This window comes from Streptomyces sp. CB02058, from assembly GCF_001905505.1.
Taxonomy (GTDB): Bacteria; Actinomycetota; Actinomycetes; order Streptomycetales; family Streptomycetaceae; genus Streptomyces.
Window position 1 is genome coordinate 539,795 of record NZ_LIPG01000005.1, and the last position, 21,647, is coordinate 561,441.

Annotated in this window: 16 protein-coding genes and 1 tRNA gene; 12 read left to right on the plus strand and 5 right to left on the minus strand. The window is 70.0% G+C overall.

Features of this window, described 5'->3' with window-relative positions:
• Positions 1 to 25: 25 nt before the first annotated feature.
• Entirely contained in the window at positions 26 to 1,138 is a 1,113-nt protein-coding gene (locus AMK10_RS27320; protein WP_073750755.1) for a LacI family DNA-binding transcriptional regulator, read from the minus strand.
• Positions 1,139 to 1,541: 403 nt separating this feature from the next.
• Between AMK10_RS27320 and hisC the strand changes: the two genes are divergently transcribed.
• From hisC to AMK10_RS27345, 5 genes are all read left to right on the plus strand, one after another.
• Complete coding sequence (hisC, locus tag AMK10_RS27325; protein WP_073750756.1) at positions 1,542 to 2,621, plus strand: histidinol-phosphate transaminase; 1,080 nt, start codon at positions 1,542 to 1,544, stop codon at positions 2,619 to 2,621.
• A 418-nt stretch (positions 2,622 to 3,039) separates the two neighbouring features.
• Positions 3,040 to 4,548: a cytochrome ubiquinol oxidase subunit I gene (locus AMK10_RS27330; RefSeq protein WP_073750757.1), complete on the plus strand. Its 1,509-nt coding sequence runs from the start codon at positions 3,040 to 3,042 to the stop codon at positions 4,546 to 4,548.
• Between the two features lie 19 nt (positions 4,549 to 4,567).
• A complete protein-coding gene (gene cydB / locus AMK10_RS27335; RefSeq protein WP_073750758.1) occupies positions 4,568 to 5,569 on the plus strand; it encodes a cytochrome d ubiquinol oxidase subunit II in 1,002 nt (333 codons plus the stop codon).
• A 178-nt stretch (positions 5,570 to 5,747) separates the two neighbouring features.
• The gene (cydD, locus tag AMK10_RS27340) at positions 5,748 to 9,311 is read left to right on the plus strand and encodes a thiol reductant ABC exporter subunit CydD (protein WP_073750759.1); all 3,564 of its coding nucleotides are present in this window, start codon (positions 5,748 to 5,750) and stop codon (positions 9,309 to 9,311) included.
• A 61-nt stretch (positions 9,312 to 9,372) separates the two neighbouring features.
• Positions 9,373 to 11,079, plus strand: a complete 1,707-nt coding sequence (locus AMK10_RS27345; RefSeq protein WP_073750760.1) for a sensor histidine kinase — start codon at positions 9,373 to 9,375, stop codon at positions 11,077 to 11,079.
• A 91-nt stretch (positions 11,080 to 11,170) separates the two neighbouring features.
• Here the strand turns inward: AMK10_RS27345 and AMK10_RS27350 are convergent, their stop codons facing one another.
• Both AMK10_RS27350 and AMK10_RS27355 read right to left on the minus strand, forming a co-directional pair.
• A complete protein-coding gene (locus AMK10_RS27350) occupies positions 11,171 to 12,013 on the minus strand; it encodes a Cof-type HAD-IIB family hydrolase (RefSeq protein ID WP_073750761.1) in 843 nt (280 codons plus the stop codon).
• Between the two features lie 225 nt (positions 12,014 to 12,238).
• On the minus strand, positions 12,239 to 13,150 hold the full coding sequence (locus AMK10_RS27355; protein WP_073750762.1) for an LLM class flavin-dependent oxidoreductase: 912 nt from the start codon (positions 13,148 to 13,150) through the stop codon (positions 12,239 to 12,241).
• 198 nt (positions 13,151 to 13,348) lie between these two features.
• Here AMK10_RS27355 and AMK10_RS27360 point away from each other — a divergent pair, with 198 nt between their 5' ends.
• Positions 13,349 to 13,639: a hypothetical protein gene (locus tag AMK10_RS27360; protein WP_073750763.1), complete on the plus strand. Its 291-nt coding sequence runs from the start codon at positions 13,349 to 13,351 to the stop codon at positions 13,637 to 13,639.
• 57 nt (positions 13,640 to 13,696) lie between these two features.
• On the opposite strand, the gene AMK10_RS27365 is transcribed toward AMK10_RS27360, so the two are convergent.
• Both AMK10_RS27365 and AMK10_RS27370 read right to left on the minus strand, forming a co-directional pair.
• On the minus strand, positions 13,697 to 14,236 hold the full coding sequence (locus AMK10_RS27365; RefSeq protein ID WP_073750764.1) for an RNA 2'-phosphotransferase: 540 nt from the start codon (positions 14,234 to 14,236) through the stop codon (positions 13,697 to 13,699).
• Positions 14,237 to 14,589: 353 nt separating this feature from the next.
• Complete coding sequence (locus tag AMK10_RS27370; RefSeq protein ID WP_073750765.1) at positions 14,590 to 16,368, minus strand: SDR family oxidoreductase; 1,779 nt, start codon at positions 16,366 to 16,368, stop codon at positions 14,590 to 14,592.
• Positions 16,369 to 16,688: 320 nt separating this feature from the next.
• Here AMK10_RS27370 and AMK10_RS27375 point away from each other — a divergent pair, with 320 nt between their 5' ends.
• The 6 genes from AMK10_RS27375 (at position 16,689) to AMK10_RS27400 (ending at position 21,629) form a co-directional block, all read left to right on the plus strand.
• Positions 16,689 to 17,702, plus strand: a complete 1,014-nt coding sequence (locus AMK10_RS27375; protein WP_073751051.1) for an ABC transporter ATP-binding protein — start codon at positions 16,689 to 16,691, stop codon at positions 17,700 to 17,702.
• Positions 17,692 to 18,600, plus strand: coding sequence for an ABC transporter permease (locus AMK10_RS27380; protein WP_073750767.1), 909 nt, complete (start codon positions 17,692 to 17,694; stop codon positions 18,598 to 18,600). Before AMK10_RS27375 ends, AMK10_RS27380 begins: the two co-directional genes overlap by 11 nt.
• Positions 18,597 to 19,508, plus strand: coding sequence for an ABC transporter ATP-binding protein (locus tag AMK10_RS27385; RefSeq protein ID WP_073750769.1), 912 nt, complete (start codon positions 18,597 to 18,599; stop codon positions 19,506 to 19,508). Before AMK10_RS27380 ends, AMK10_RS27385 begins: the two co-directional genes overlap by 4 nt.
• Before the next feature lie 30 nt (positions 19,509 to 19,538).
• Positions 19,539 to 20,258: an ABC transporter permease gene (locus AMK10_RS27390; protein ID WP_073750771.1), complete on the plus strand. Its 720-nt coding sequence runs from the start codon at positions 19,539 to 19,541 to the stop codon at positions 20,256 to 20,258.
• A gap of 332 nt (positions 20,259 to 20,590) precedes the next feature.
• Positions 20,591 to 21,283 carry a hypothetical protein gene (locus AMK10_RS27395; RefSeq protein ID WP_073750773.1) on the plus strand — a complete coding sequence of 231 codons (693 nt, stop codon included), beginning with the start codon at positions 20,591 to 20,593 and terminating at the stop codon, positions 21,281 to 21,283.
• A gap of 259 nt (positions 21,284 to 21,542) precedes the next feature.
• Positions 21,543 to 21,629, plus strand: a tRNA-Ser gene (locus AMK10_RS27400).
• Positions 21,630 to 21,647: the final 18 nt, after the last annotated feature.

Consider the following 21,647-nt stretch of genomic DNA (forward strand, 5'->3'; position numbering starts at 1 on the left):
GACCTTTTGGTCCGGATTGATCCGATCAGTCCCCGGCAGGTGAGCGGGGTGCGCTGACCGTGGTGCGCGGCGGACGCCGTTGCGAGGACGTCCGGACGATGAGCTCCGTCGGTATCACCTGCTCCACCGGACCGTCGTGCTCGACCCCTTCGATGGCGTCGATGAGGAGCTGGACGACTGCTGTGCCGATTCTGCGCGGCTTCAGCGAGAGCGTGGTGATCGGGGGCTCGGTCGACGCGTAGACGGTGGACTCGCTGCAGCAGACCAGCAGGAGGTCGTCGGGGACCCGCAGGCCGTAGCGGCGTGCGGCGGCGAGCAGATCGGTCCCGTTGGGGTCGAAGAGCCCGTAGACGGCGTCGGGGCGGTCGGGGCGGGCGAGGAGGCGGTCGGCGGCGACGGCGCCGGCGCAGGGGTCGTGGGCGGGATAGGACTCGTAGACCGGATCCTGGCCCACCCGCTCGCACCAGTGGAGGTAGGCGGTGGTGGAGAGACGGGTGTACGTGTCGGTGGTGGTGCCCGTCAGCAGCCCGATGCGGCGTGCTCCCGCGGCGGCCAGGTGGTCCAGGAGATCGAGGACGGCCGCGCGGTGGTCGTTGTCGACCCAGGCCGTGACCGGAAGTGTTCCTGCCGGGCGCCCGTCGGAGACGACGGGAAGGCCCTGGCGCACGAGTTCGGTGACCACGGGGTCCTGGTCGGAGGGGTCGATCACGACCGTTCCGTCGAGGGCGACGTTGGACCAGACGTCGTGGCGGGACGTGGCGGGCAGGATCACGAGGGCGTAGCCACGGGCGAGGGCGGCCGATGTGGCCGCTCTCGCCATCTCCGCGAAGTACGCGAACTCCGTGAAGGTGAAAGGTTCATCCCCGTAGGTGGTCACGGTCAGACCGATGAGGCCCGACTTGCCGGTGCGGAGGGTTCGGGCCGCGGCGGACGGGCGGTAGCCCAGTCGTTCGGCGACCTCGCGGACATGGCGGCGGGTGGCGTCCGGGAGCCTGCCCTTGCCGTTGAGGGCGTCGGACACGGTCGTGATGGAGACTCCGGCCGCCGCGGCCACATCCCGGATGCCCGCCCGTCCTTGTCGGCCGCTGCGCCGGGGCGTCTCTGTCCGGCTCACCTGGTGCTTCCCTGCTGCTGTCATAGCGAGCCGATAGTAGGGCTCCGATGCCTGGTTGGGCCGGTCGCATATGCACGCGTTGACAGGCACGTTTCTGCATGATCAGAAAGGTGTAAATACCTTGCTAAGCAAGGGTGTTGGGGGCCTGTGGGTCGATGTGTCATGCATCGACGCGCATGGACCTGCTGAATGGCTCATGTCTCGAAGAGGTCTCAACTCACCTGTTCGGGGGATGCGCGCCACGGAGTGAGCGACCGGCGCGCGGCGGGATGCCCGGCACTCCCCCTCCCGAAGGGTGCCGGAGCCGTGCATGCCCGGCGTTTCCCGCCGGGGCGGAGGATTCCCGGCTTCGGGCCATTCGCAGGCGCGCCCAATCCTCATAAGGTGAGCAGTATTGATGTGTACGGACGGTCGAGGAGGACCTGCGGTGAGCGAGACGAGCCCCAAGCTGCGCGCCGAGCTGGACGGCGTCCCTGCGTATGTGCCGGGCAAGCCGGCGGGCGCCGAGGGAGCGGTTGCCTTCAAGCTGTCCTCCAACGAGAACCCGTATCCCCCGCTGCCCGGTGTCATGGAGTCGGCGCTCGCCGCTGCCGCCTCCTTCAACAGGTATCCGGACATGGCGTGCACCGGCCTGATGAACGAGCTGGCCGACCGTTTCGGTGTGCCCGTCACGCATCTGGCCACCGGCACCGGCTCGGTCGGTGTCGCCCAGCAGCTGCTCCAGGCCACCTCGGGTCCGGGCGACGAGGTCATCTACGCCTGGCGCTCGTTCGAGGCGTACCCGATCATCACCCAGGTCAGTGGGGCGACATCCGTCAAGGTGCCGCTGACCGGCGGTGAGGTGCACGACCTCGACGCCATGGCCGGAGCGGTCACCGACCGGACGCGGCTGATCTTCGTCTGCAACCCGAACAACCCGACCGGCACCGTGGTGCGCCGGGCGGAGCTGGAGCGGTTCCTGGACCGGGTGCCCTCCGACGTGCTGGTGGTGCTCGACGAGGCGTACAAGGAGTTCATCCGGGACCCGGACGTGCCGGACGGCATCGAGATCTACCGGGAGCGGCCCAATGTCGCCGTGCTCCGCACCTTCTCCAAGGCCTACGGTCTCGCGGGCCTGCGGGTCGGCTTCGCGGTGGCGCACGAGCCCGTGGCGGCGGCGCTGCGCAAGACGGCCGTCCCCTTCGGCGTCAGCCAGGTCGCCCAGGACGCCGCCGTCGCGTCCCTGCGCGCCGAGGACGAACTGCTGGGACGCGTCGGCGCGCTGGTCGGCGAGCGTGCCCGGGTGTACGAGGGCCTCGTGCGGCAGGGCTGGACCGTCCCGGAGTCCCAGGCGAACTTCGTCTGGCTGAGGCTCGGGGACCGTACGCTCGATTTCGCCGGGGTCTGCGAGCGGGCCGGTGTGGTCGTGCGGCCGTTCGCCGGTGAGGGTGTGCGGGTCACGATCGGGGAGTCCGAGGCAAACGACGTGTTCCTGAAGGTGGCGGAGGCGTACCGACAGGAGCTGTGACGGCGCGCCCCCTGACGCTGCTGCGGGTGCGCCCCGCGCCGACTCCGGTGGCGGTGTTTCTTCGCGATCTTCGGCGGCCACGGCGGGCGCGGCCTCCGGCGGCCCTGCCCGGCGCCCCGTGATCTCCAGCGGCCCCGGACCTCGCTCCATGAGGCCCGGGGCCGCTGTCGTGCCGGAAGCGGGTGTCGCTCCGGTGGCCACTGCGGCGCAGTTCCGTGCGCGCCGGGCCGTGTCCGTTTTCGGGCGGCTCGGCGGGGTCGGCCGGAAACCACCCCCCCGCTCGACGGGCTCGAGCATGTGTGCGCCATAATGCTTGTGAATGTGAACGCGTTCACAAGCTAGTCCCGTTTCTCCCGTGATCGGGTGGATTGATGGGGCGAGCTGTGGCGGTGATCACGGCGACGTAAGGAGAAGCGGCGTGGACCTGGCTCTGGCACCAGAGACTCTGGCGCGTTGGCAGTTCGGCATCACCACCGTCTACCACTTCCTGTTCGTCCCTCTGACGATCTCGCTCGCGGCGCTCACCGCCGGCCTGCAGACCGCGTGGGTGCGGACGGACAACGAGAAGTACCTCAGGGCCACCAAGTTCTGGGGCAAGCTCTTTCTGATCAACATCGCCATGGGTGTGGTCACCGGCATCGTGCAGGAGTTCCAGTTCGGCATGAACTGGTCCGACTACTCGCGGTTCGTGGGTGATGTCTTCGGCGCTCCGCTCGCCTTCGAGGCGCTGATCGCGTTCTTCTTCGAGTCCACCTTCATCGGCCTGTGGATCTTCGGCTGGGACAAGCTGCCGAAGAAGATCCACCTCGCCTGCATCTGGATGGTGTCCATCGGCACGATCCTCTCGACGTTCTTCATCCTGGCGGCCAACTCCTGGATGCAGCACCCGGTCGGCTACCGGATCAACGAGGAACGCGGCCGTGCCGAGCTCACCGACTTCTGGAAGGTGCTCACCCAGGACACCGCGCTCACCCAGTTCTTCCACACGATCACGGCGGCCTTCCTCGTCGGCGGCGCGTTCATGGTCGGCATCTCCGCCTTCCACCTGGCCCGCAAGAAGCACATCCGGGTGATGCGCACCTCGCTGAGGGTCGGACTGGTCACGGTCGTGGCGGCGGGCATGCTCACCGCCGTCAGCGGAGACACGCTCGGCAAGGTGATGTTCAAGCAGCAGCCGATGAAGATGGCCGCGGCGGAGGCCCTGTGGGAGGGCGAGGAGGGCGCACCGTTCTCGCTCTTCGCGGTCGGCGATGTCGCCGAGGGACACAACGACGTGGAGGTCTCCATCCCCGGCGTGCTGTCCTTCCTCGCGGACAACACCTTCACCTCGTACGTCCCAGGCATCAACGACATCAACGAGCAGCTGCAGGAGACCTACGGCCCGGGTGACTACCGGCCCAACATCCCGGTCGCCTTCTGGAGCTTCCGCTGGATGATCGGCTTCGGCATGGCGTCCTTCGGGCTCGGACTGTTGGGGCTGTGGCTCACACGTCGGAAGTTCCTGCTGCCACCGGCGCTGCGCACCGGGGAGGACGAGGTGCCGAATCTGGTCCTGTTCAGGAACAAGGCGCTGAGCCCGAAGCTCGCCAGGATCTACTGGTTCACCGCCCTCTGGACCATGCTCTTCCCCTTGATCGCCAACTCCTGGGGCTGGATCTTCACCGAGATGGGGCGTCAGCCCTGGGTGGTCTACGGGGTGCTCCAGACCCGTGACGGCGTCTCTCCCGGGGTCTCGCAGGGGGAGATCCTCACCTCCATGATCGGCTTCACGGCGCTCTACGCGGTGCTCGCCGTCATCGAGGTCAAGCTGCTCCTGAAGTACATCAAGGCCGGTCCACCCGAGCTCACCGAGGCCGACCTCAACCCGCCCACCCGGATCGGCGGTCATGACGAGGACGCCGACCGGCCGATGGCCTTCTCCTACTGAGAGCAAGCGGAGCTGAGAGATGGAACTCCACGACGTCTGGTTCGTGCTCATCGCCGTTCTCTGGACCGGCTACTTCTTCCTGGAGGGATTCGACTTCGGCATCGGGGTCCTCACCAAGCTGCTGGCCAGGAACCGCAAGGAACGCCGTGTCCTGATCAACACGATCGGGCCGGTCTGGGACGGCAACGAGGTATGGCTCCTCAGCGCGGGAGGCGCGACCTTCGCCGCCTTCCCGGAGTGGTACGCCACCCTGTTCTCCGGCTTCTATCTGCCCCTGCTGATCATCCTGATCTGCCTGATCGTGCGCGGGGTGGCGTTCGAGTACCGGGCGAAGCGGCCCGAGGAGCGCTGGCAGACCAACTGGGAACACGCGATCTTCTGGACCTCGCTGATCCCGGCCGTTCTCTGGGGTGTGGCCTTCGGGAACATCGTCCGCGGGGTGAAGATCGACGCCGACATGGAGTACGTCGGCAACCTCTGGGACCTGCTCAACACGTACGCGCTTCTGGGCGGGCTGGTCACGCTGTTCCTCTTCACCTTCCACGGGGCGGTGTTCGCCGCGCTCAAGACGGTCGGGGACATCAGGGAGCGGGCGCGTGCGCTGGCCTTCAAGCTGGGCCTGGCCACCGCTGTACTCGCGCTGGTCTTCCTCCTCTGGACCCAGGCCGACAACGGCAACGGCTGGAGCCTTATCGCGATGGCCGTCGCCGTGGTGACGCTGGTCCTGGCCATCGGAGCGATCTCGGCGGGACGCGAAGGCTGGTCCTTCGCCTTCTCGGGCCTGACCATCACCGCGGCCGTGGCGATGCTCTTCCTGACGCTCTTCCCGAACGTCATGCCGTCCTCGCTGAACGACGCCTGGAACCTGACGGTCACCAACGCCTCGTCGAGCCCCTACACCCTCAAGATCATGACCTGGTGCGCGGGCATCGCCACTCCGGTGGTGCTGCTCTACCAGGGCTGGACGTACTGGGTGTTCCGCAAGCGCATCGGTACGCAGCACATCGCCGACGCGCACTGAACCGACGCGCACTGAACCGACGTGTACGAAGCCGACGTGTACGAAACCGAGGTGCACAGAAGCCGAGGTGCACTGAACCCGACGGCGCGCGCCGCATGTGTCGGCGCGCGCCCGACACCAGCCGGCACGCGACGCATGTCGTCGCCCCGGACCTGAGCTCACAGGGGAGCTGTTTCACGTGAAACCGATCGACCCGCGCCTGCTCCGGTACGCCCGCGCCACCCGCTTCTTCCTGGCGGCCGTGGTCGCGCTCGGGCTGGTCGGTGCCGCTCTGGTCATCGCTCAGGCCATGCTCATCGCCGAGGTGGTGGTGGGCGGCTTCGAGCAGGGGCTGACCGCTTCCGGACTGCGCACCCCGCTGCTCCTGCTCGCCGCGGTCGCGCTGGGCCGGGCCTTCGTGGCCTGGCTGACGGAACTGGCCGCCCATCGGGCGAGTTCCGCCGTCAAGTCCGAGCTGCGCGGCCGGCTCATGGAGCGGGCCGCCGCGCTGGGTCCGGACTGGCTGAGCGGGCAGCGCACCGGGTCGCTCGTCGCGCTGGCAACCCGGGGGGTCGACGCACTCGACGACTACTTCTCCCGCTATCTCCCTCAGCTCGGCCTCGCGGTCGTCGTACCGGTGGCGGTTCTGGCCAGGATCGTCACCGAGGACTGGGTGTCGGCGGCGATCATCGTGGTGACCCTGCCGCTGATCCCGCTTTTCATGATCCTGATCGGATGGGCCACCCAGTCCCGGATGGACCGTCAGTGGCGGCTGCTCTCGCGGCTCTCCGGGCACTTTCTCGACGTGGTCGCGGGACTGCCGACCCTGAAGGTCTTCGGGCGGGCCAAGGCACAGGCCGAATCGATCCGCACGATCACCTCGCAGTACCGCGCGGCCACGCTGAAGACGCTCCGGATCGCCTTCCTCTCGTCCTTCGCCCTCGAACTGCTTGCGACGCTCTCCGTGGCGCTGGTCGCGGTGACCATCGGGATGAGGCTCGTCCACGGAGAACTCGACCTCTACACGGGGCTGGTCGTTCTCATCCTGGCGCCGGAGGCCTACCTGCCCATCCGCCAGGTCGGCGCGCAGTACCACGCCGCCGCGGAAGGGCTCTCGGCCGCGGAGGAGATCTTCGCGGTACTGGAGACCGAGCCCGCCGCCGGTGGCACCGAGGACGTGCCGCGGTCGCTTCGTCTGGAGCTGGACGGAGTGACGGTCCGGCATCAGGGGCGTACGGAACCCTCGCTCGACGACGCGTCCCTCGTCGTCGAGCCGGGGGAGACCGTCGCCCTCGTCGGCCCCAGCGGGGCCGGCAAGTCGACGCTCCTGAGCGTGGTGCTGGGGTTCACGGTGCCCGACGAGGGCCGGGTGAGTATCGGCGGGACCCGTCTCGCCGACCTCTCCCCCGAGCGCTGGCGCGAGCAGATCGCGTGGGTGCCCCAGCGTCCGTATCTCTTCGCCGGGACGATCGCGGAGAACGTACGGCTGGCTCGCCCGGACGCCGGCGACGAAGAGGTCATGGCGGCCCTGCGGGAGGCGGGGGCCCACGACTTCGTCGCGGCGTTGCCGGACGGAGTCCTGACGCCGCTGGGTGAGGACGGCGCCGGACTCTCCGCAGGCCAGCGTCAGCGGCTCGCACTGGCCCGGGCGTTCCTCGCCGACCGGCCGCTGCTGCTGCTCGACGAGCCGACGGCGAGCCTGGACGGCGAGACGGAGGCAGGCATCGTCGACGCGGTGCGGAGGCTGGCGGCGGGACGCACCGTGCTGCTGGTCGTGCACCGGCCCGCGCTCCTCTCGGTGGCGGACCGGGTGGTGGAGATCGGGCCCCGGCCGCCGGTGAGCGCCTCCCCCGGAGCCTCGCCTGCTGCCCGGGTGCCCGCGCCGTCCGGCGTTTCACCGGCGGCGGACCGTTCCGACGCACGCGAGCTGATCGGCGCGGGGGAGCCCGGGCTGCTGAAGGACACCGCTCCGAGGGCCGGCGGCCGGGTGCTCGCGCGGGTCCGGGAGGCCGCGGGATCGCAGCACGGGAAGCTGGGCCTGGCGCTCTTGCTGGGCAGCCTCGCCGTCGGGTCGTCCGTCGGGCTCATGGCCGTGTCCGGATGGCTGATCTCGCGCGCGTCCGAGCAGCCGCCAGTGATGTATCTGATGGTCGCCGTCACCGCGACCAGGGCCTTCGGCATCGGCCGGGCCGTCTTCCGGTACGCCGAGCGTCTGGTGTCCCATGACGCGGTGCTCAGGATGCTCGCCGAGCTGAGGGTCTCCGTGTACCGGGGGCTGGAGCGCATCGCGCCCGCCGGACTCCGGACCACGCGACGAGGCGATCTGCTGTCCCGGCTGGTCTCCGACGTGGACGCCCTTCAGGACTACTGGCTGCGCTGGCTGCTGCCCGCCGGGACCGCGCTCGCGGTCGGGGCCGGGTCGGTGGCGTTCCTCGGCTGGCTGCTCCCCGGGGCGGGCGCGGTCCTGGCGGCCGGACTTCTGCTCGCCGGTGTGGGCGTGCCCTGGCTGAGCGGGGTCTGCGCCAAGCATGCCGAGCGCCGGCTGGCGCCCGCCCGGGCCGAGTTGTCCGTCCGGGTCGCCGATCTCCTCGGCGGGACGGCCGAGCTGACCGTCGCGGGCGCCCTGGGCGACCGCAAGGAGCAGGTGCGCGGTGCGGACACCGTCCTCACGCGGATCGCCTCGCGCGCGGCGACCGCGACCGCGCTCGGCGGCGGACTCTCCGCCCTGATCTGCGGGCTCACCGTGGTGGCCGCGGCGGTCGTCGCACTGCCCGCCGCGTTCGACGGACGGCTGGAAGGCGTGGAGCTCGCCGTCGTCGTCCTCACGCCGCTCGCCGCCTTCGAAGCGGTGACAGGACTGCCGCTCGCGGTGCAGTACCGCCAGCGGGTCCGGCGCAGCGCGGAGCGGGTCTTCGAGGTGCTGGACGCCCCCGTGCCGGTCGAGGAACCGGCCGAGCCCGCCGAGGCACCCGCCTCGCCCTTCCCGCTCGACGTACGAGGACTGTCGGCCCGGTACGAGGGCGCGGAGCACGACGCCCTGCACTCCGTCGATCTGACCCTGCTCCCCGGCAAGCGGGTGGCGGTCGTGGGACCGTCCGGCTCGGGCAAGACCACGCTCGCACAGGTCCTGCTGCGATTCCTGGACGCCCGGGAGGGGACGTACCGCCTCGGTGGTGTCGAGGCCTCCGCCCTGGACGGGGACACGGTCCGGAGCTTCGTCGGGCTGTGCGCCCAGGACGCACACGTCTTCGACAGCTCCATCCGCGAGAACCTGCGGCTCGCCCGCACCGGTGCGACGGACGGTCAGCTCCGGGACGCTCTGGCCGGGGCCAGGCTGCTGGACTGGGCCGACTCGCTGCCGGACGGACTGGACACGCTGGTGGGCGAGCACGGCGCCCGGCTCTCGGGCGGACAGCGGCAGCGGCTGGCGCTGGCCCGTGCGCTCCTCGCCGACTTCCCCGTGCTCGTACTCGACGAGCCCGCGGAGCACCTCGACCTGGCGACGGCGGACGCGCTGACCACGGATCTGCTGGCCGCCACCGAGGGACGTACGACGGTGCTGATCACGCACCGGCTGGCCGGGCTCGACGCAGTGGACGAGGTCCTCGTGCTGGACGGCGGCCGAGTGGTCCAGCAAGGGCCCTACGCCGATCTGGCCGCGCAGGACGGGCCGTTGCGCCGGATGCTGGCCCGCGAGCAGGAGCCGGTCGGCACGGCGCCGGACCGGCGGGCGCGGGTGGAGGCGGTGCCCGTCCGCGCCTGAGGACAGCGGGCGGACGGTGTTCCGACTTTCCGGACCATTCATCGCTTATTAGGCTCGGGTCATGCCGGAGCAGGAGCCGCAGGACTCGCCCGAAGCAGCACGGCCGCCCGCCGCGAGCCTGCGGGGGCTCTCCCCCGCGCTGACCGCCCGTGTCCCCGCGCTGCTGGAGGCCACCAAGTCCGTCGGCACAGGGCTCGATCTCCACTCCACCCTGGAGCGCATCTGCGAGACGGCGGCCGAGCTCGCCCGTGCTCGCTACGCGGCGATCGGAGTCGTCGACAAGCCCGGTGAGAGCCTCCGCGACTTCGTTACTCATGGCGTTCCCGAAGGGACCGCCGAGGCCGTCGGCCGCCCGCCCGACGGACACACCGGGCTGCTGGGCGCCCTGATCGAGGAGGGCGTCTCCATCCGGCTGGAGGATCTGGAGGCCGACCCGCGCTTCTCCGGTTTCCCGCCCGGCCATCCGAGGATGCGGACCTTCCTCGGCGTTCCCATCCGGGTCCAGGGCAAGATCTTCGGCAATCTCTATGTGATGGAGAAGCAGGGCGGCGAGGCGTTCGGCGACGCCGAAACGCAGTTGCTGCGGGTGCTCGCCACGGAGGCGGGGATCGCCATCGGCCACGCGCGGACGTACGAGGCCGCCAGGCAGCGCGAGCGGTGGATCAACGGCTCGGTCGCCGTCACCACCGCTCTCCTCTCGGGTGGGGACGCGGACGAGGCACTGGCCGTCGTCGCGGAGCAGGCGATGCGCCTCGCCGACGCCGAGGCGGGAATCGTGCTGCTGCCCGCCGAGGAAGGGGGCCTGGAGATCGTCGCCGTCGCGGGCGACAAGCCGTCCGCGTCCCTCGGGGTGATCATTCCGCCGCAGAGCCCCGTGGTTGCCGCGCTCCTCAGGGGCGAGGAGGTCGTCCTCGACGACCCGGCCACCGACCCCCGGATGATCACCAGGCTGGCCAATCGGTTCGGCCCGCACATTCTGCTCCCCCTGCGCAGCGGTGGCCGGGTGCTCGGGGCGCTCGCCATTCCGCGGCGTCGGGGAGGACGGTCGTTCACCCGGACGGAGCGGCTCCTGGCCACCCACTTCGCGGCGCAGGCGGCGCTCGCGCTGAAGATGGCCGAGGCCCAGCGGGACCGGGAGCGACTCGCCGTCTACGAGGACCGGGACCGGATCGCCCGAGACCTCCATGACCTCGTCATCCAGCGCCTGTTCGCCACCGGGATCATGCTGGAGGGGGCGCAGCGGCGCTCGCCCGTACCCGAGGTCCGGGAGGGCGTCGGACGGGCCGTCGACGAACTGGACGTGACCATCCAGGAGATCCGCACCGCCATCTTCGCGCTGCAGCAGGAGCCCGCGGAGGCGCCGGCCGGGTTCAGGACGCGGGTACTGCGGGAGATCAACATGGCGGCCGTGCCCCTGGGGTTCATGCCATCGCACCGATTCCTCGGTCCCATCGACTCGCTCGTGGGCGAGCTCGCGGGCAAGAATCTCATCGCGGCCCTGCGGGAGGCGCTGTCCAACACCTTCCGGCACGCGCAGGCCTCACGCGTCGACGTGGGGGTGGACGCCACCGCCGTGATGCCGGACGGGCGGGAGGCGGTACGGCTCACGGTCGCGGACGACGGGGTGGGCATCCCGGAAGGGGGGCGGCGCAGCGGTCTGCGGAACCTCGCCAGGCGCGCGGAATCCCTGGGCGGATCGAGCTGGTTCGGGCCGGGGACGGGGGAGGACGGCGGCGGTACGACGGTGACTTGGCAGGTCCCGCTCTGACCGCGCGGGGAGTCTGCCGTGTGTCGGGGAGCGCTGCCGTGCGTGTCCCTGGGCCGTCGGCCTCGGCATGTGACCTCAGCCGCCCGTGGCCTCAGCGCGCGGTCAGGATCCGTTCGATGACAACCGCGACGCCGTCCTCGTTGTTCGTGAGCGTCACCCCGGACGCGGCGGCGCGGGCGGCCGGATGCGCGTTGCCCATGGCGAAGGAGGCGCCCGCCCAGCTCAGCATCTCCACGTCGTTGGGCATGTCCCCGAACGCCACGACCTCGTCCGCGGAGATGCCGCGCTCCGCGCAGCACGCGGCGAGCGTGCGGGCCTTGGAGACTCCGAGGCCGCTGATCTCCAGGAGCGCGGTGGGGCTGGACCGGGTGAAGGACGCGCGGTCCCCGGCGCTCTCGCGGGCCAGCGTGAGGAAGGCGTCCGGAGCCAGTTCGGGGTGGTGGGCGAGGACCTTCAGGACCGGGGCAGCGGTGCCGGGGACCTCCTCGTACAGCAGCTTTTCGGCCAAGGCGACCGTTGCACCCGGGTCCATGTGGAACGGGGGGTAGGCCGGCTCGTAGTGGATGCCGGTGGCCAGCTCGACGGCGAACGACACACCGGGGGCGGCCTCCCGCAGGACGCCCACGACGTCCAGGGCGACGTCGCGGTCCAGCGGGTCGACCTTGATGAGCCGACCGTCGTGGAGGTCGGCGACCGCAGCCCCGTTCGCACAGATCGCCATGCCGTGGCCCTGGACGTGGGCACTGACGACGTCCATCCAGCGGGCCGGCCTGCCGGTGACGAAGAAGACCTCGATCCCCGCCTCCTCGGCTGCCGCGAGGGCGGCGGTCGTACGGTCCGACAGGGTCTTGTCGTCGCGCAGCAGGGTGCCGTCCAGATCGGTGGCGATCAGACGTGTCACGGCAGGCAGAGGCGAGTCGGAAGCTGAGGTCACCCGCCCATTCTCCCGTACGGAGTCGCACGGGCGTGCAGAGGGTCGCACATCTGAGAACCCGAGCCTCTGAACTGCGGAACATGACTCAGGCATATGCCGAGGGCGCGCGAAGGCGTGCTTACCGGGGCAGAAGCGGCCGACGGCCCCTGCCGAGGCGGCCGGCCGCCCGGGCCGGGACGGTCGTCGCCCTGCCCGGACAGCCGCCCATGAGGCGGACCGGAGGGGTCAGCCGAGCTGGGACGTGCCCTCGGTGGCGATCCGCTCGAACAGCTCGGTGTCCGCCGCGAAGTCGGAGTCGGGCACCGGCCAGTGCACGACGATCTCGGTGAAGCCGAGCTCGAAGTGCCTGCCCGCGAAGTCGACGAACGCCTCGAAGGACTGGAGCGGACGGTCCGGGGTGAAACCGGTGAGCAGGATCTTGTCCAGCTCCGCGACGTCCCGTCCGGTCTCCTCACAGGCCGCGCCGAGCCGGCTGATCTGGTCCCGGATGGCGGCCACGGACTGCTCCGGGGTACCGGCCTCGAAGAGCTTCGGGTCGCCCGTGGTAACCCACGCCTGGCCGTGCCGAGCGGCGAGTTTCAGCCCGCGCGGCCCGGTGGCGGCGATCGCGAAGGGCAGCCGGGGCCGCTGCACACAACCGGGAATGTTCCGGGCCTCGTTCGCGGCGTAGAACGTGCCCTCTTGTGTCACCGAAGGCTCCCGGAGCAGCCGGTCGAGCATCGGGACGAACTCGTCGAAGTGGTCGGCGCGTTCCCGCGGAGTCCACGGCTCCTCACCGACCGGGCGCAGCGTCGTGGCGTCGAAACCGTTGCCGCCGGCGCCGATCCCGAGGGTGATCCGGCCGTCGGACACGTCGTCCAGCGTGATGAGGTCCTTGGCGAGCGTCACCGGGTGCCGGAAGTTGGGCGAGGTCACGAGGGTGCCCAGGCGGAGCCGCTCGGTGGCCGCGGCGGCGGCCGTCAGGGTCGGGACCGCCCCGAACCACGGGCGGTCACGGAAGGTCCGCCACGCCAGGTGGTCATAGGTGTACGCGGCGTGGAAGCCCAGCTCCTCGGCGCGCGCCCAGCGGGCTCGGCCGCCGTCGTTCCAGCGGTGGATGGGCAGAATCACGGTGCTCAGTCGGCGGGAGGAGGTCATGGCGACGACTCTACGGTGAGGGCCGAAAGGACTCGTGGGGCGCCAGGGGTGTCGGGTCCGGGGAGGAACGCTGCCCGGGACGGGTGGCAGTGGTTGCCGGGGCGGGAGGCCGGGGCGACGCTGGAGAGGAACCGTGCCGGACCTGCCCGCGCGTGTGTGCACGGCGCCGGTGGTGGTTCACGGGAAGGAACGGTCGCCATGAGGATGATGCTCACCGCGCAGATGGACACCGAGACGGCGAACCAGGCCGTGTCCGACGGAACCATGCCGAAGGTCATCGAGGAGGTCGTCGAGCATCTCAAGCCCGAGGCGTCGTACTTCACCGTCCAGAACGGTCGGCGGACCTGTCTGATGGTGTTCGACATGCAGGACTCCGCCCAGATGCCTCCGCTGCTGGAGCCCTTGTTCCATGTGAACTCCAAGATCAGCCTGCAGCCGGTGATGAACCTCGAAGACCTGAGGACCGGCCTCGGCGGCATGAAGCGCTGATGCCCCACAGGATCGTTCGGAGCAGGACGGCCGGAGCGGCCGGAGCGGCCAGGCGCGTCAGGGCAGGCGCAGGAAGGCCGGGGGCACGGTGTCGGTGAGCCACACCCCGTTGGCGCTCACATGGAAGAGATGGCCCGCCCTGTGCATGGCCTCGGCTTCCACGGTGAGGACGACCGGTACGCCCCGCCGGGCGCCGACACGGGTCGCGGTCGCGCGGTCGGGCGAGAGGTGGACGTGGTGACGGTCCATGGGCCGCAGCCCTTCGGCGCGGATGGTCTCGAGCGCCCGGGCCACGGTGCCGTGGTAGAGGTACGGCGGCGGCAAGGCCGCAGGCAGGCCGAGGTCCACGGTGACGGAGTGGCCCTGGCTCGCGCGGATGCGGCCGCCCTCGACGGCGAAGCGTTTCTTGTCGTTGGCGGCGACGACGTGGTCGAGTTCCTCCGGGGTGATGGTGAAGCCGTTCCGGGCGCAGGCCCGCAGCAGCTCGTCCACGTCCACCCAGCCTTGGGGATCGAGCGTGATCCCGAGCCGGTCCGGCTGATGCCGCAGATGCTTCGACAGGTATTTGGACACCTTGACGGTGCGTCTTTCGTCCATCCCGTCAGAGTCCCGCGCCGCGCCTCCCGGCGCACCCGGATTTCACTCCACGTTCTCGGCATTCATGTGCGCTCCGAGGTTTGATCCACAGCCAACTCACTTTATCCACAGGTCTTTTGACGTTTCTGTGGACAAGTGCTGTGCAGTTTAAGTCATTTGGCTAACTTTGCTATCTTCAGGGCGATATGGGGGAATTGTGACGACATGATCCGCTCAATGCCCCTGTGCGGCACGCCAGATCGCCAAGTCGACGGTATCTGTACGGGAGTTGACGGACAGCCCGAACAGAGCGGTTGAAGCGCGCTCCTCCCGAGGCGTGTTGCAGCCCTGCACCACCGAACAGCCGCCTCACATCACAGCGGTGGCTTCAGCCGGGCCACCCCGCGGAGTACGCGCGGGCTGAACCGCGACAGCAGACGCACCCCCCGGGCCTCGGGTGTCACCGGCACAACTGCCCTGTTGTGCACCACGGCTTCGAGGATGGCGCGGGCCACCTTCTCCGCAGGGTAGTTGCGGCGTGCGTAGAGCTTCGCCGTCCGTTCGCGGAGTCGCGCCTCCTCGGTCTCGTCGGCCCCGGCGAAGTGTGCGGTGGCGGTGATGCCGGTGTTGACGAAGCCCGGGCAGATCGCGCTGACGCCGATCGACTTCCCGGCCAGTTCGGCGCGGAGGCACTCGCTGAGCATCAGCACCGCGGCCTTGGAGGTGCTGTACGCGGGCAGGGCGAGTGACGGCTGATACGCCGCAGCCGAGGCGACGTTGACGATATGGCCGCCCTGGCCTCGGGCGGCCATGCGGCTGCCGAAGGCCCGGCAGCCGTGGATGACTCCCCACAGGTTGACGTCGAGCACCTTCCGCCAGTCCTCGGCGGTCGTGTCGAAGAAGGAGCCCGACAGTCCGATGCCCGCGTTGTTCACCAGGACGTCGACGACTCCGTACTCCGCGGCGACCTTCTCGGCGAGGCGCTCCATCGCCTTCTCGTCGCCGACATCGGCCACTTCGGCCCATGCGTCCGTCGCTCCGGCGGCCAGCGCCGACTCGGCGGTACGTGCCGCGCCCTCCGCGTCCAGGTCGACGACCACCACGCGCGCACCCGCCGCGGCGAACGACAGAGCGGTGGCCCGCCCGATTCCCGAAGCCGCTCCCGTCACCAGCACCAACTGCCCGCCAAAGCGCTCGGCATGGGGACCGGGCGCCTTCCCGGTCTCCGCGGCGGAACGGGAGGTTTCGCCCTGGCCGGTCTCCTCCGCGAGGACGAAGTCACTGATCCAGGACGCCAGCTGATCGGGCCTGGTACGTGGAATCCAGTGCTTGGCCGGAAGCGACCGGCGGACCAATCTGGGTGCCCACCGGTCCAGTTCGTCGTAGAGCACCGGCGAGAGAAAGGCGTCGCCGGTCGGAGTGATCAGCTGGACCGGCACATGGGCGTACGCGTCCGGGCGTGGCCGGCGCATGCGGGAGCGGATGTTGTCGCGGTACAGCCAGGCGCCGTTGGCCGCGTCCTGAGGGAGCGAGGCCGTCGGATACCCGTCGGCGGGCACCTTCTCCATCCGGCGCAGGATGCGCGGCCACTGCCGGCCGAGCGTGCCGCGCCAGGCCAGCTCCGGCAGGACCGGTGTGTGCAGGGCGTAGATGTACCAGGACTTGGCGCCCTGCCCGAGCAACTGGCCCACGCGGCGGGGGTTCGGGTGTGCCGTGCGCTTCTTGACCCAGTGCCCGAGGTGGTCCAGGGACGGGCCGGACATCGAGGTGAACGACGCGATCCGGCCCTTGGTCCGCTCTACCGTCGCGAACTCCCACGCCTGGACGGAGCCCCAGTCGTGGCCGACCAGGTGCACCGGGGCGTCCGGGCTCACGGCGTCCACGACGGCGAGGAAGTCGTCGGTCAGCTTCTCCAGGGTGAAGCCCCCGCGCAGCGGCTTCGGGGTCGTCGAGCGACCGTGTCCCCGCACGTCGTAGAGCACCACGTGGAACCGGTCCGCCAGGCGTCCCGCGACCTCGGACCAGACCTCCTTGCTGTCCGGATAGCCGTGCACCAGCACGACCGTCGGCTGTGCCGGGTCGCCCAACTCGGCCACGCACAGCTCGATTCCGCCCGTACTCACCCAGCGCTCGCGCGCGCCTCGCAGATCCACGCCGCCTCCTCGTCCAGTGCCGGCGTTGCGGTACGCGTCCGTAACGTGACACCGACGAATGTGGCAACCGGCGGGCGGCCGCGTCAAGGGATGCCCCGAACCTGTGGACAACGGAACGGGGGCCTGTTCCACCGGTCTGTGGACATGTCCGGCCCTGTCCCTGTGGACATCGCACCTCGGCGTCCTGTGGGCGGACCGCGGCCCCGTATCCCCCTCCATGGGGTCCCCCTACGGGTCCGTACGCCTGGAGTCGGACGCGGATACAACCGTCTGGTCTGACGACTCCTGTGGCGCGCACCACTACCGTCGAGTACGTGACTGTGATCGCAATCGAAAGCCTGAGCAAGCGGTTCCCGAGGGTGACCGCTCTTGACCGGCTCTCCTTGGACATCGGACCGGGCGTGACCGGTCTGGTGGGTTCCAACGGGGCCGGCAAGTCCACGTTGATCAAGATCCTTCTGGGTCTGTCCCCCGCCACCGAAGGCCGGGCCGCGGTGCTCGGGCTGGACGTCGCCACCGAGGGCGCCGCGATCCGGGAACGGGTCGGATACATGCCCGAGCACGACTGTCTGCCCCCTGACGTGTCGGCGACGGAGTTCGTCGTCCACATGGCGCGGATGTCGGGGCTGCCGCCCACCGCTGCGCGCGAGCGCACCGCGGACACGCTGCGCCATGTCGGTCTGTACGAGGAGCGCTACCGTCCCATCGGCGGCTACTCGACCGGTATGAAGCAGCGGGTGAAGCTGGCCCAGGCTCTGGTCCACGACCCCAAGCTGGTCCTCCTCGACGAGCCGACCAACGGCCTGGACCCCGTCGGGCGCGACGAGATGCTCGGTCTGATCCGGCGCATCCACACCGACTTCGGCATCTCGGTGCTGGTCACCTCGCACCTCCTGGGGGAGCTGGAGCGGACCTGCGACCACGTCGTCGTGATCGACGGCGGGGCGCTTCTGCGGTCCAGCTCGACCAGCGACTTCACCCGCACCACCACGACACTGGCGGTCGAGGTCACCGACAGCGACGCGCACCCCGACGGCACGGGCGCCCTGCGGGAGGTCCTCACCGGCGCCGGGATCAAGCTCGTCGGCCACGACGGACTCGACGCGGAGGGGCTGCCGGGAGCCGGCCACATCCTCCTCGTGGAGGCGACGGGCGAGGAGACCTACGACCTGGTCCGCGACAGCGTCGCGGAACTCGGCCTCGGGCTCGTCCGGATGGAACAGCGACGCCACCGCATCGCCGAGGTCTTCCGTACCGAAGAGGCACCCGTCGCGGCCATGGCCGCGACGGCGGGCGCCGTCCAGCAGAAGGGGAGCGGTCGCGATGAGCACTGAGACCGGGACCGCGGCCGGGAGCGACACCTCCCGGATCCACAACATCGGATACCGCGCCTACGACGGCGCCCGGCTGGGCCGGGCCTACGCCCGCCGGTCGCTCTACTCGCAGTCCCTGCGGGGCTCGTTCGGACTGGGCAGGTCCGCGAAGTCCAAGGTGCTGCCGATGCTGCTGTGCGGGGTGATGTGCCTGGTGGCGCTGATCCTCGTCGCTGTCGCCATCGCGACGCCGAACATGACGAAACTGCCCATCAAGTACACGGACTTCGCGATCTACCTGCAGGCCGTGATCGGACTGTTCATCGCCTCCCAGGCGCCGCAGTCCGTGTCCCGGGACCTCCGCTTCAAGAGCGTGCCGCTGTACTTCTCGCGGCCCATCGAGCGCGTCGACTACGTGCTCGCGAAGTACGCGGCGATGGCATCGGCGCTGCTCATCCTCACCGGACTGCCCCTCGTCATCCTCTACGTGGGCGCGCTGCTGGCCAAGTTCGACTTCGCCGACCAGACCAAGGGCTTCGGGCAGGGGATGGTCTCGGTGGCGCTGCTCTCCGTACTGTTCGCCGGGCTCGGACTGGTCGTCGCCGCGCTGACCCCGCGCCGGGGATTCGGGGTCGCCGCCGTGATCGCCGTACTGACCATCACCTACGGCGCCGTCTCCACCGTCCAGGCGATCGCCTGGCAGACGGACTCGCCCGGCGCCATCACCTGGCTGGGGCTGTTCTCCCCCATCACGCTGATCGACGGAGTGCAGACCGCGTTCCTCGGTGCCGTCTCCGCGTTCCCCGGCGGTGACGGGCCGGGAGCCGGAGCGGGCGTCGTCTATCTGCTCGTTGTCCTCGCGCTCGTCGCCGGCTCGTACGCCGTACTGATGCGCCGCTACCGGAGGGTCGGCCTGTGACCACCATCGAGATCGACCACACCTCCCGCTGGTTCGGCAATGTGGTCGCCGTCAACGACGTGAGCATGACCGTGGGTCCCGGGGTCACGGGACTGCTCGGCCCCAACGGAGCCGGGAAGTCGACGCTGATCAACATGATGGCCGGCTTCCTCGAACCGTCGACCGGCACGGTGACGCTCGACGGCAGCCGGATCTGGCGCAACGAGGCGGTCTACAAGGCGATCGGGATCGTGCCGGAGCGGGAGGGCATGTACGACTTCCTCACCGGACGCGAGTTCGTCGTCGCCAACGCGGAGCTGCACGGCCTGGGCGACGCGGCGGCGGCGAAGGCGCTGGCCACGGTCGAGATGGAGCACGCGCAGGACCGCAAGATCTCGACGTACAGCAAGGGCATGCGCCAGCGCGTGAAGATGGCGTCCGCGCTGGTCCACGAGCCCTCGGTGCTGCTGCTCGACGAGCCGTTCAACGGGATGGACCCGCGCCAGCGCATGCAGCTGATGGATCTGCTGCGCCGCATGGGCGCGGAGGGCCGCACGGTGCTCTTCTCCTCGCACATCCTCGAGGAGGTCGAGCAGCTCGCCTCGCACATCGAGGTGATCGTGGCGGGCCGTCATGCCGCGTCCGGCGACTTCCGGAAGATCCGGCGGCTGATGACGAACCGGCCGCACCGCTATCTCGTGCGCTCCAGTGACGACCGGGCCCTGGCGGCGGCGCTCATCGCCGACCCGTCGACGGCGGGCATCGAGGTCGACGTGACGGAACAGGCCCTGCGCATCCAGGCGGTCGACTTCGGGCGCTTCACCACGCTGCTGCCGAGGGTGGCACGCGAACACGGCATCCGGCTGCTGACCGTCTCCCCGTCCGACGAGTCCCTCGAATCGGTCTTTTCCTATCTCGTAGCGGCCTGAGTAGTGGCCTGAAAGGAGCTGTGAAGCGTCATGTACGACCCCACAGTCGCCCGGCTCACCTACCGGGCCCTGCTCGGCCGGCGCCGGGCCGCCATCCTGTTCGTCCTGCCCGTCCTCCTGGTGGCCATCTCGGTGGCGGTACGGGCGTTCGCCGGAGCCGATGACGGCGTCGCCTCCGGTGTGCTGGGCGGATTCGCCCTCGCCACGATGGTGCCGCTGATCGGTGTCATCGCCGGGACCGGCGCCATCGGGCCGGAGATCGACGACGGTTCGATCGTCTATCTGCTGGCCAAGCCGGTGAAGCGCCCCACGATCATCTTCACCAAGCTGATCGTCGCCGTCGCCGTCACGATGCTCTTCTCGGCACTGCCGACGTTCGTCGCGGGGCTGATCCTCAACGGCAACGGCGGACAGATCGCCGTGGCCTACACGATCGCGGCGCTGGTCGCCTCGATCGCGTACAGCGCGCTGTTCCTGCTGCTCGGAACCGTCAGCCGGCACGCGGTGGTCTTCGGCCTGGTGTACGCGCTGGTGTGGGAGGCGCTCTTCGGCAGCCTGGTGCCGGGGGCCAGGACGCTCAGCGTGCAGCAGTGGTCCCTCTCGGTCGCCGAGAAGGTCGCGGGGGACGGTCTGGTCACCGCGGACGTGGGCCTGCCGCTCGCCACGGTCCTTCTGGTCGGGGTCACGGTGGTCGCCACCTGGTACGCGGGCCAGAAGCTGAGGGGGCTGAAGCTCGCCGGGGAGGAGTGAGACCGGCCTTTGTGGGACCGGCCCGTTTGGAAGCGGTCCTCGGGACCGCCCTCGCGGAGCACGCCCTTGCGCAACCCCCGTCCGCCGGACGGGGGTTGTTCCGTGTGGCGGTGTATCCGCGTGACTGTACGGTTGTCGGCTCGTTGTGCCGGGTGCGTGGAGGCAACTGGAATCCGTGGCGTCGAGCTTTCGTGAATCAGGGGAATGCCGGCAACGGTGAGGCGATGCCCGCCCGGCCGGCCATCGAGTGAGTGGCAACCGTGAGCGTCCTCCGCCCTCGCAGCCCGGGGACAGGGCTCCCCTTGCCGTTCCCACGCACGAGAGGCACACCCATGCCCACGGAAGTCGCCCTGCTCGAATCCCAGGCCCTCCGGGTCGAGCAGATGGGGCGCGTCGAAGTGCTCGACAAGGTGAAGAGCCTTGTCATGCTCCCCGACGGAATTCACCTTCGCACAGAGGAGGTGGCTCGGTACTTCGAAGTATCCACAGCTTCTGTCAGGAGGCTCACCGACCGGCATCAGGACGAACTGGTCAGCAATGGAATGAGGGTGCTGCGAGGCGCTGAACTGCGGTCCTTCCATAGCGACACGATGTCGCTGCGGAAGGGGGAGGAGGCGAAAAGTTATCCACAGGCAGCCACTCAACTCCGCCTCTACACGCGCAGGACCGTGCTCAACATCGCCCTGCTTCTTCGCGACAGCGATATCGCGCGCAGCGTCCGGACCCACCTGCTCGACGCCGAGGAGGACCTCAGGGCCTCCTACGTATCGCTCGACCGGCGCGTCACGCGTATCGAGGGCTGTCTCGCCGATGTGGGAAGCGCGCTCCAGGAGCTCGGGCCCGTGCTCGGCCGGATGTCGCAGCGCTTCGACTCCCTGGACCGGAAGCTGGACGTCACCCACCAGCTCATCGGTGCCGTCAGTGTCCGGCTCACCGACGTCTCGCAGGACGTCATCCGGCTCGACGCCCGCATGGACGATCTGGCTCGCCGGCTGAGAGACCTGAGCCGCCGCACGAGCGGCTGACGGCCCGGGTCCGGGGGCCACCGCGTAAATGGGTGGTCCTCGGACGCGGTCCTCGGGCAGAGTGGGGTGAACGGCGCGGAGACGAACACGCCGTTCACCAGGACCGGGAGAGGAGCGCGGCGATGACCAGGAGTCCGAGTCCGTCGCGTTCCCGACAGGGTGGTCCGCAGCCGGCACCGCGGTAGCTTCATCAGCTGCCCGCGCAGTTGCCCGCAGGACCCCGGGTGGCCCTCACCGCACATCGCGCGGGCCACCTCCCGGAGGATTGGCCGAGTGGTAAGGCAGCGGCTTGCTAAGCCGTCGTCGGGGCGCGAACCCCGCGCGCGTTCGATCCGCGCATCCTCCGCCGCAGCCCGAAGAGCCG

Excerpts from the sequence above, each read along its gene's own strand:
- AMK10_RS27360 (WP_073750763.1), top strand. The coding sequence starts at position 13,349 with ATGAGGATGATGCTCACCGCGCAGATGGACACCGAGACGGCGAACCAG.
- AMK10_RS27320 (WP_073750755.1), bottom strand. The coding sequence starts at position 1,138 with ATGACAGCAGCAGGGAAGCACCAGGTGAGCCGGACAGAGACGCCCCGG.
- cydB (WP_073750758.1), top strand. The coding sequence starts at position 4,568 with ATGGAACTCCACGACGTCTGGTTCGTGCTCATCGCCGTTCTCTGGACC.
- AMK10_RS27345 (WP_073750760.1), top strand. The coding sequence starts at position 9,373 with ATGCCGGAGCAGGAGCCGCAGGACTCGCCCGAAGCAGCACGGCCGCCC.
- AMK10_RS27390 (WP_073750771.1), top strand. The coding sequence starts at position 19,539 with ATGTACGACCCCACAGTCGCCCGGCTCACCTACCGGGCCCTGCTCGGC.
- AMK10_RS27355 (WP_073750762.1), bottom strand. The coding sequence starts at position 13,150 with ATGACCTCCTCCCGCCGACTGAGCACCGTGATTCTGCCCATCCACCGC.
- AMK10_RS27380 (WP_073750767.1), top strand. The coding sequence starts at position 17,692 with ATGAGCACTGAGACCGGGACCGCGGCCGGGAGCGACACCTCCCGGATC.
- AMK10_RS27395 (WP_073750773.1), top strand. The coding sequence starts at position 20,591 with ATGCCCACGGAAGTCGCCCTGCTCGAATCCCAGGCCCTCCGGGTCGAG.
- AMK10_RS27365 (WP_073750764.1), bottom strand. The coding sequence starts at position 14,236 with ATGGACGAAAGACGCACCGTCAAGGTGTCCAAATACCTGTCGAAGCAT.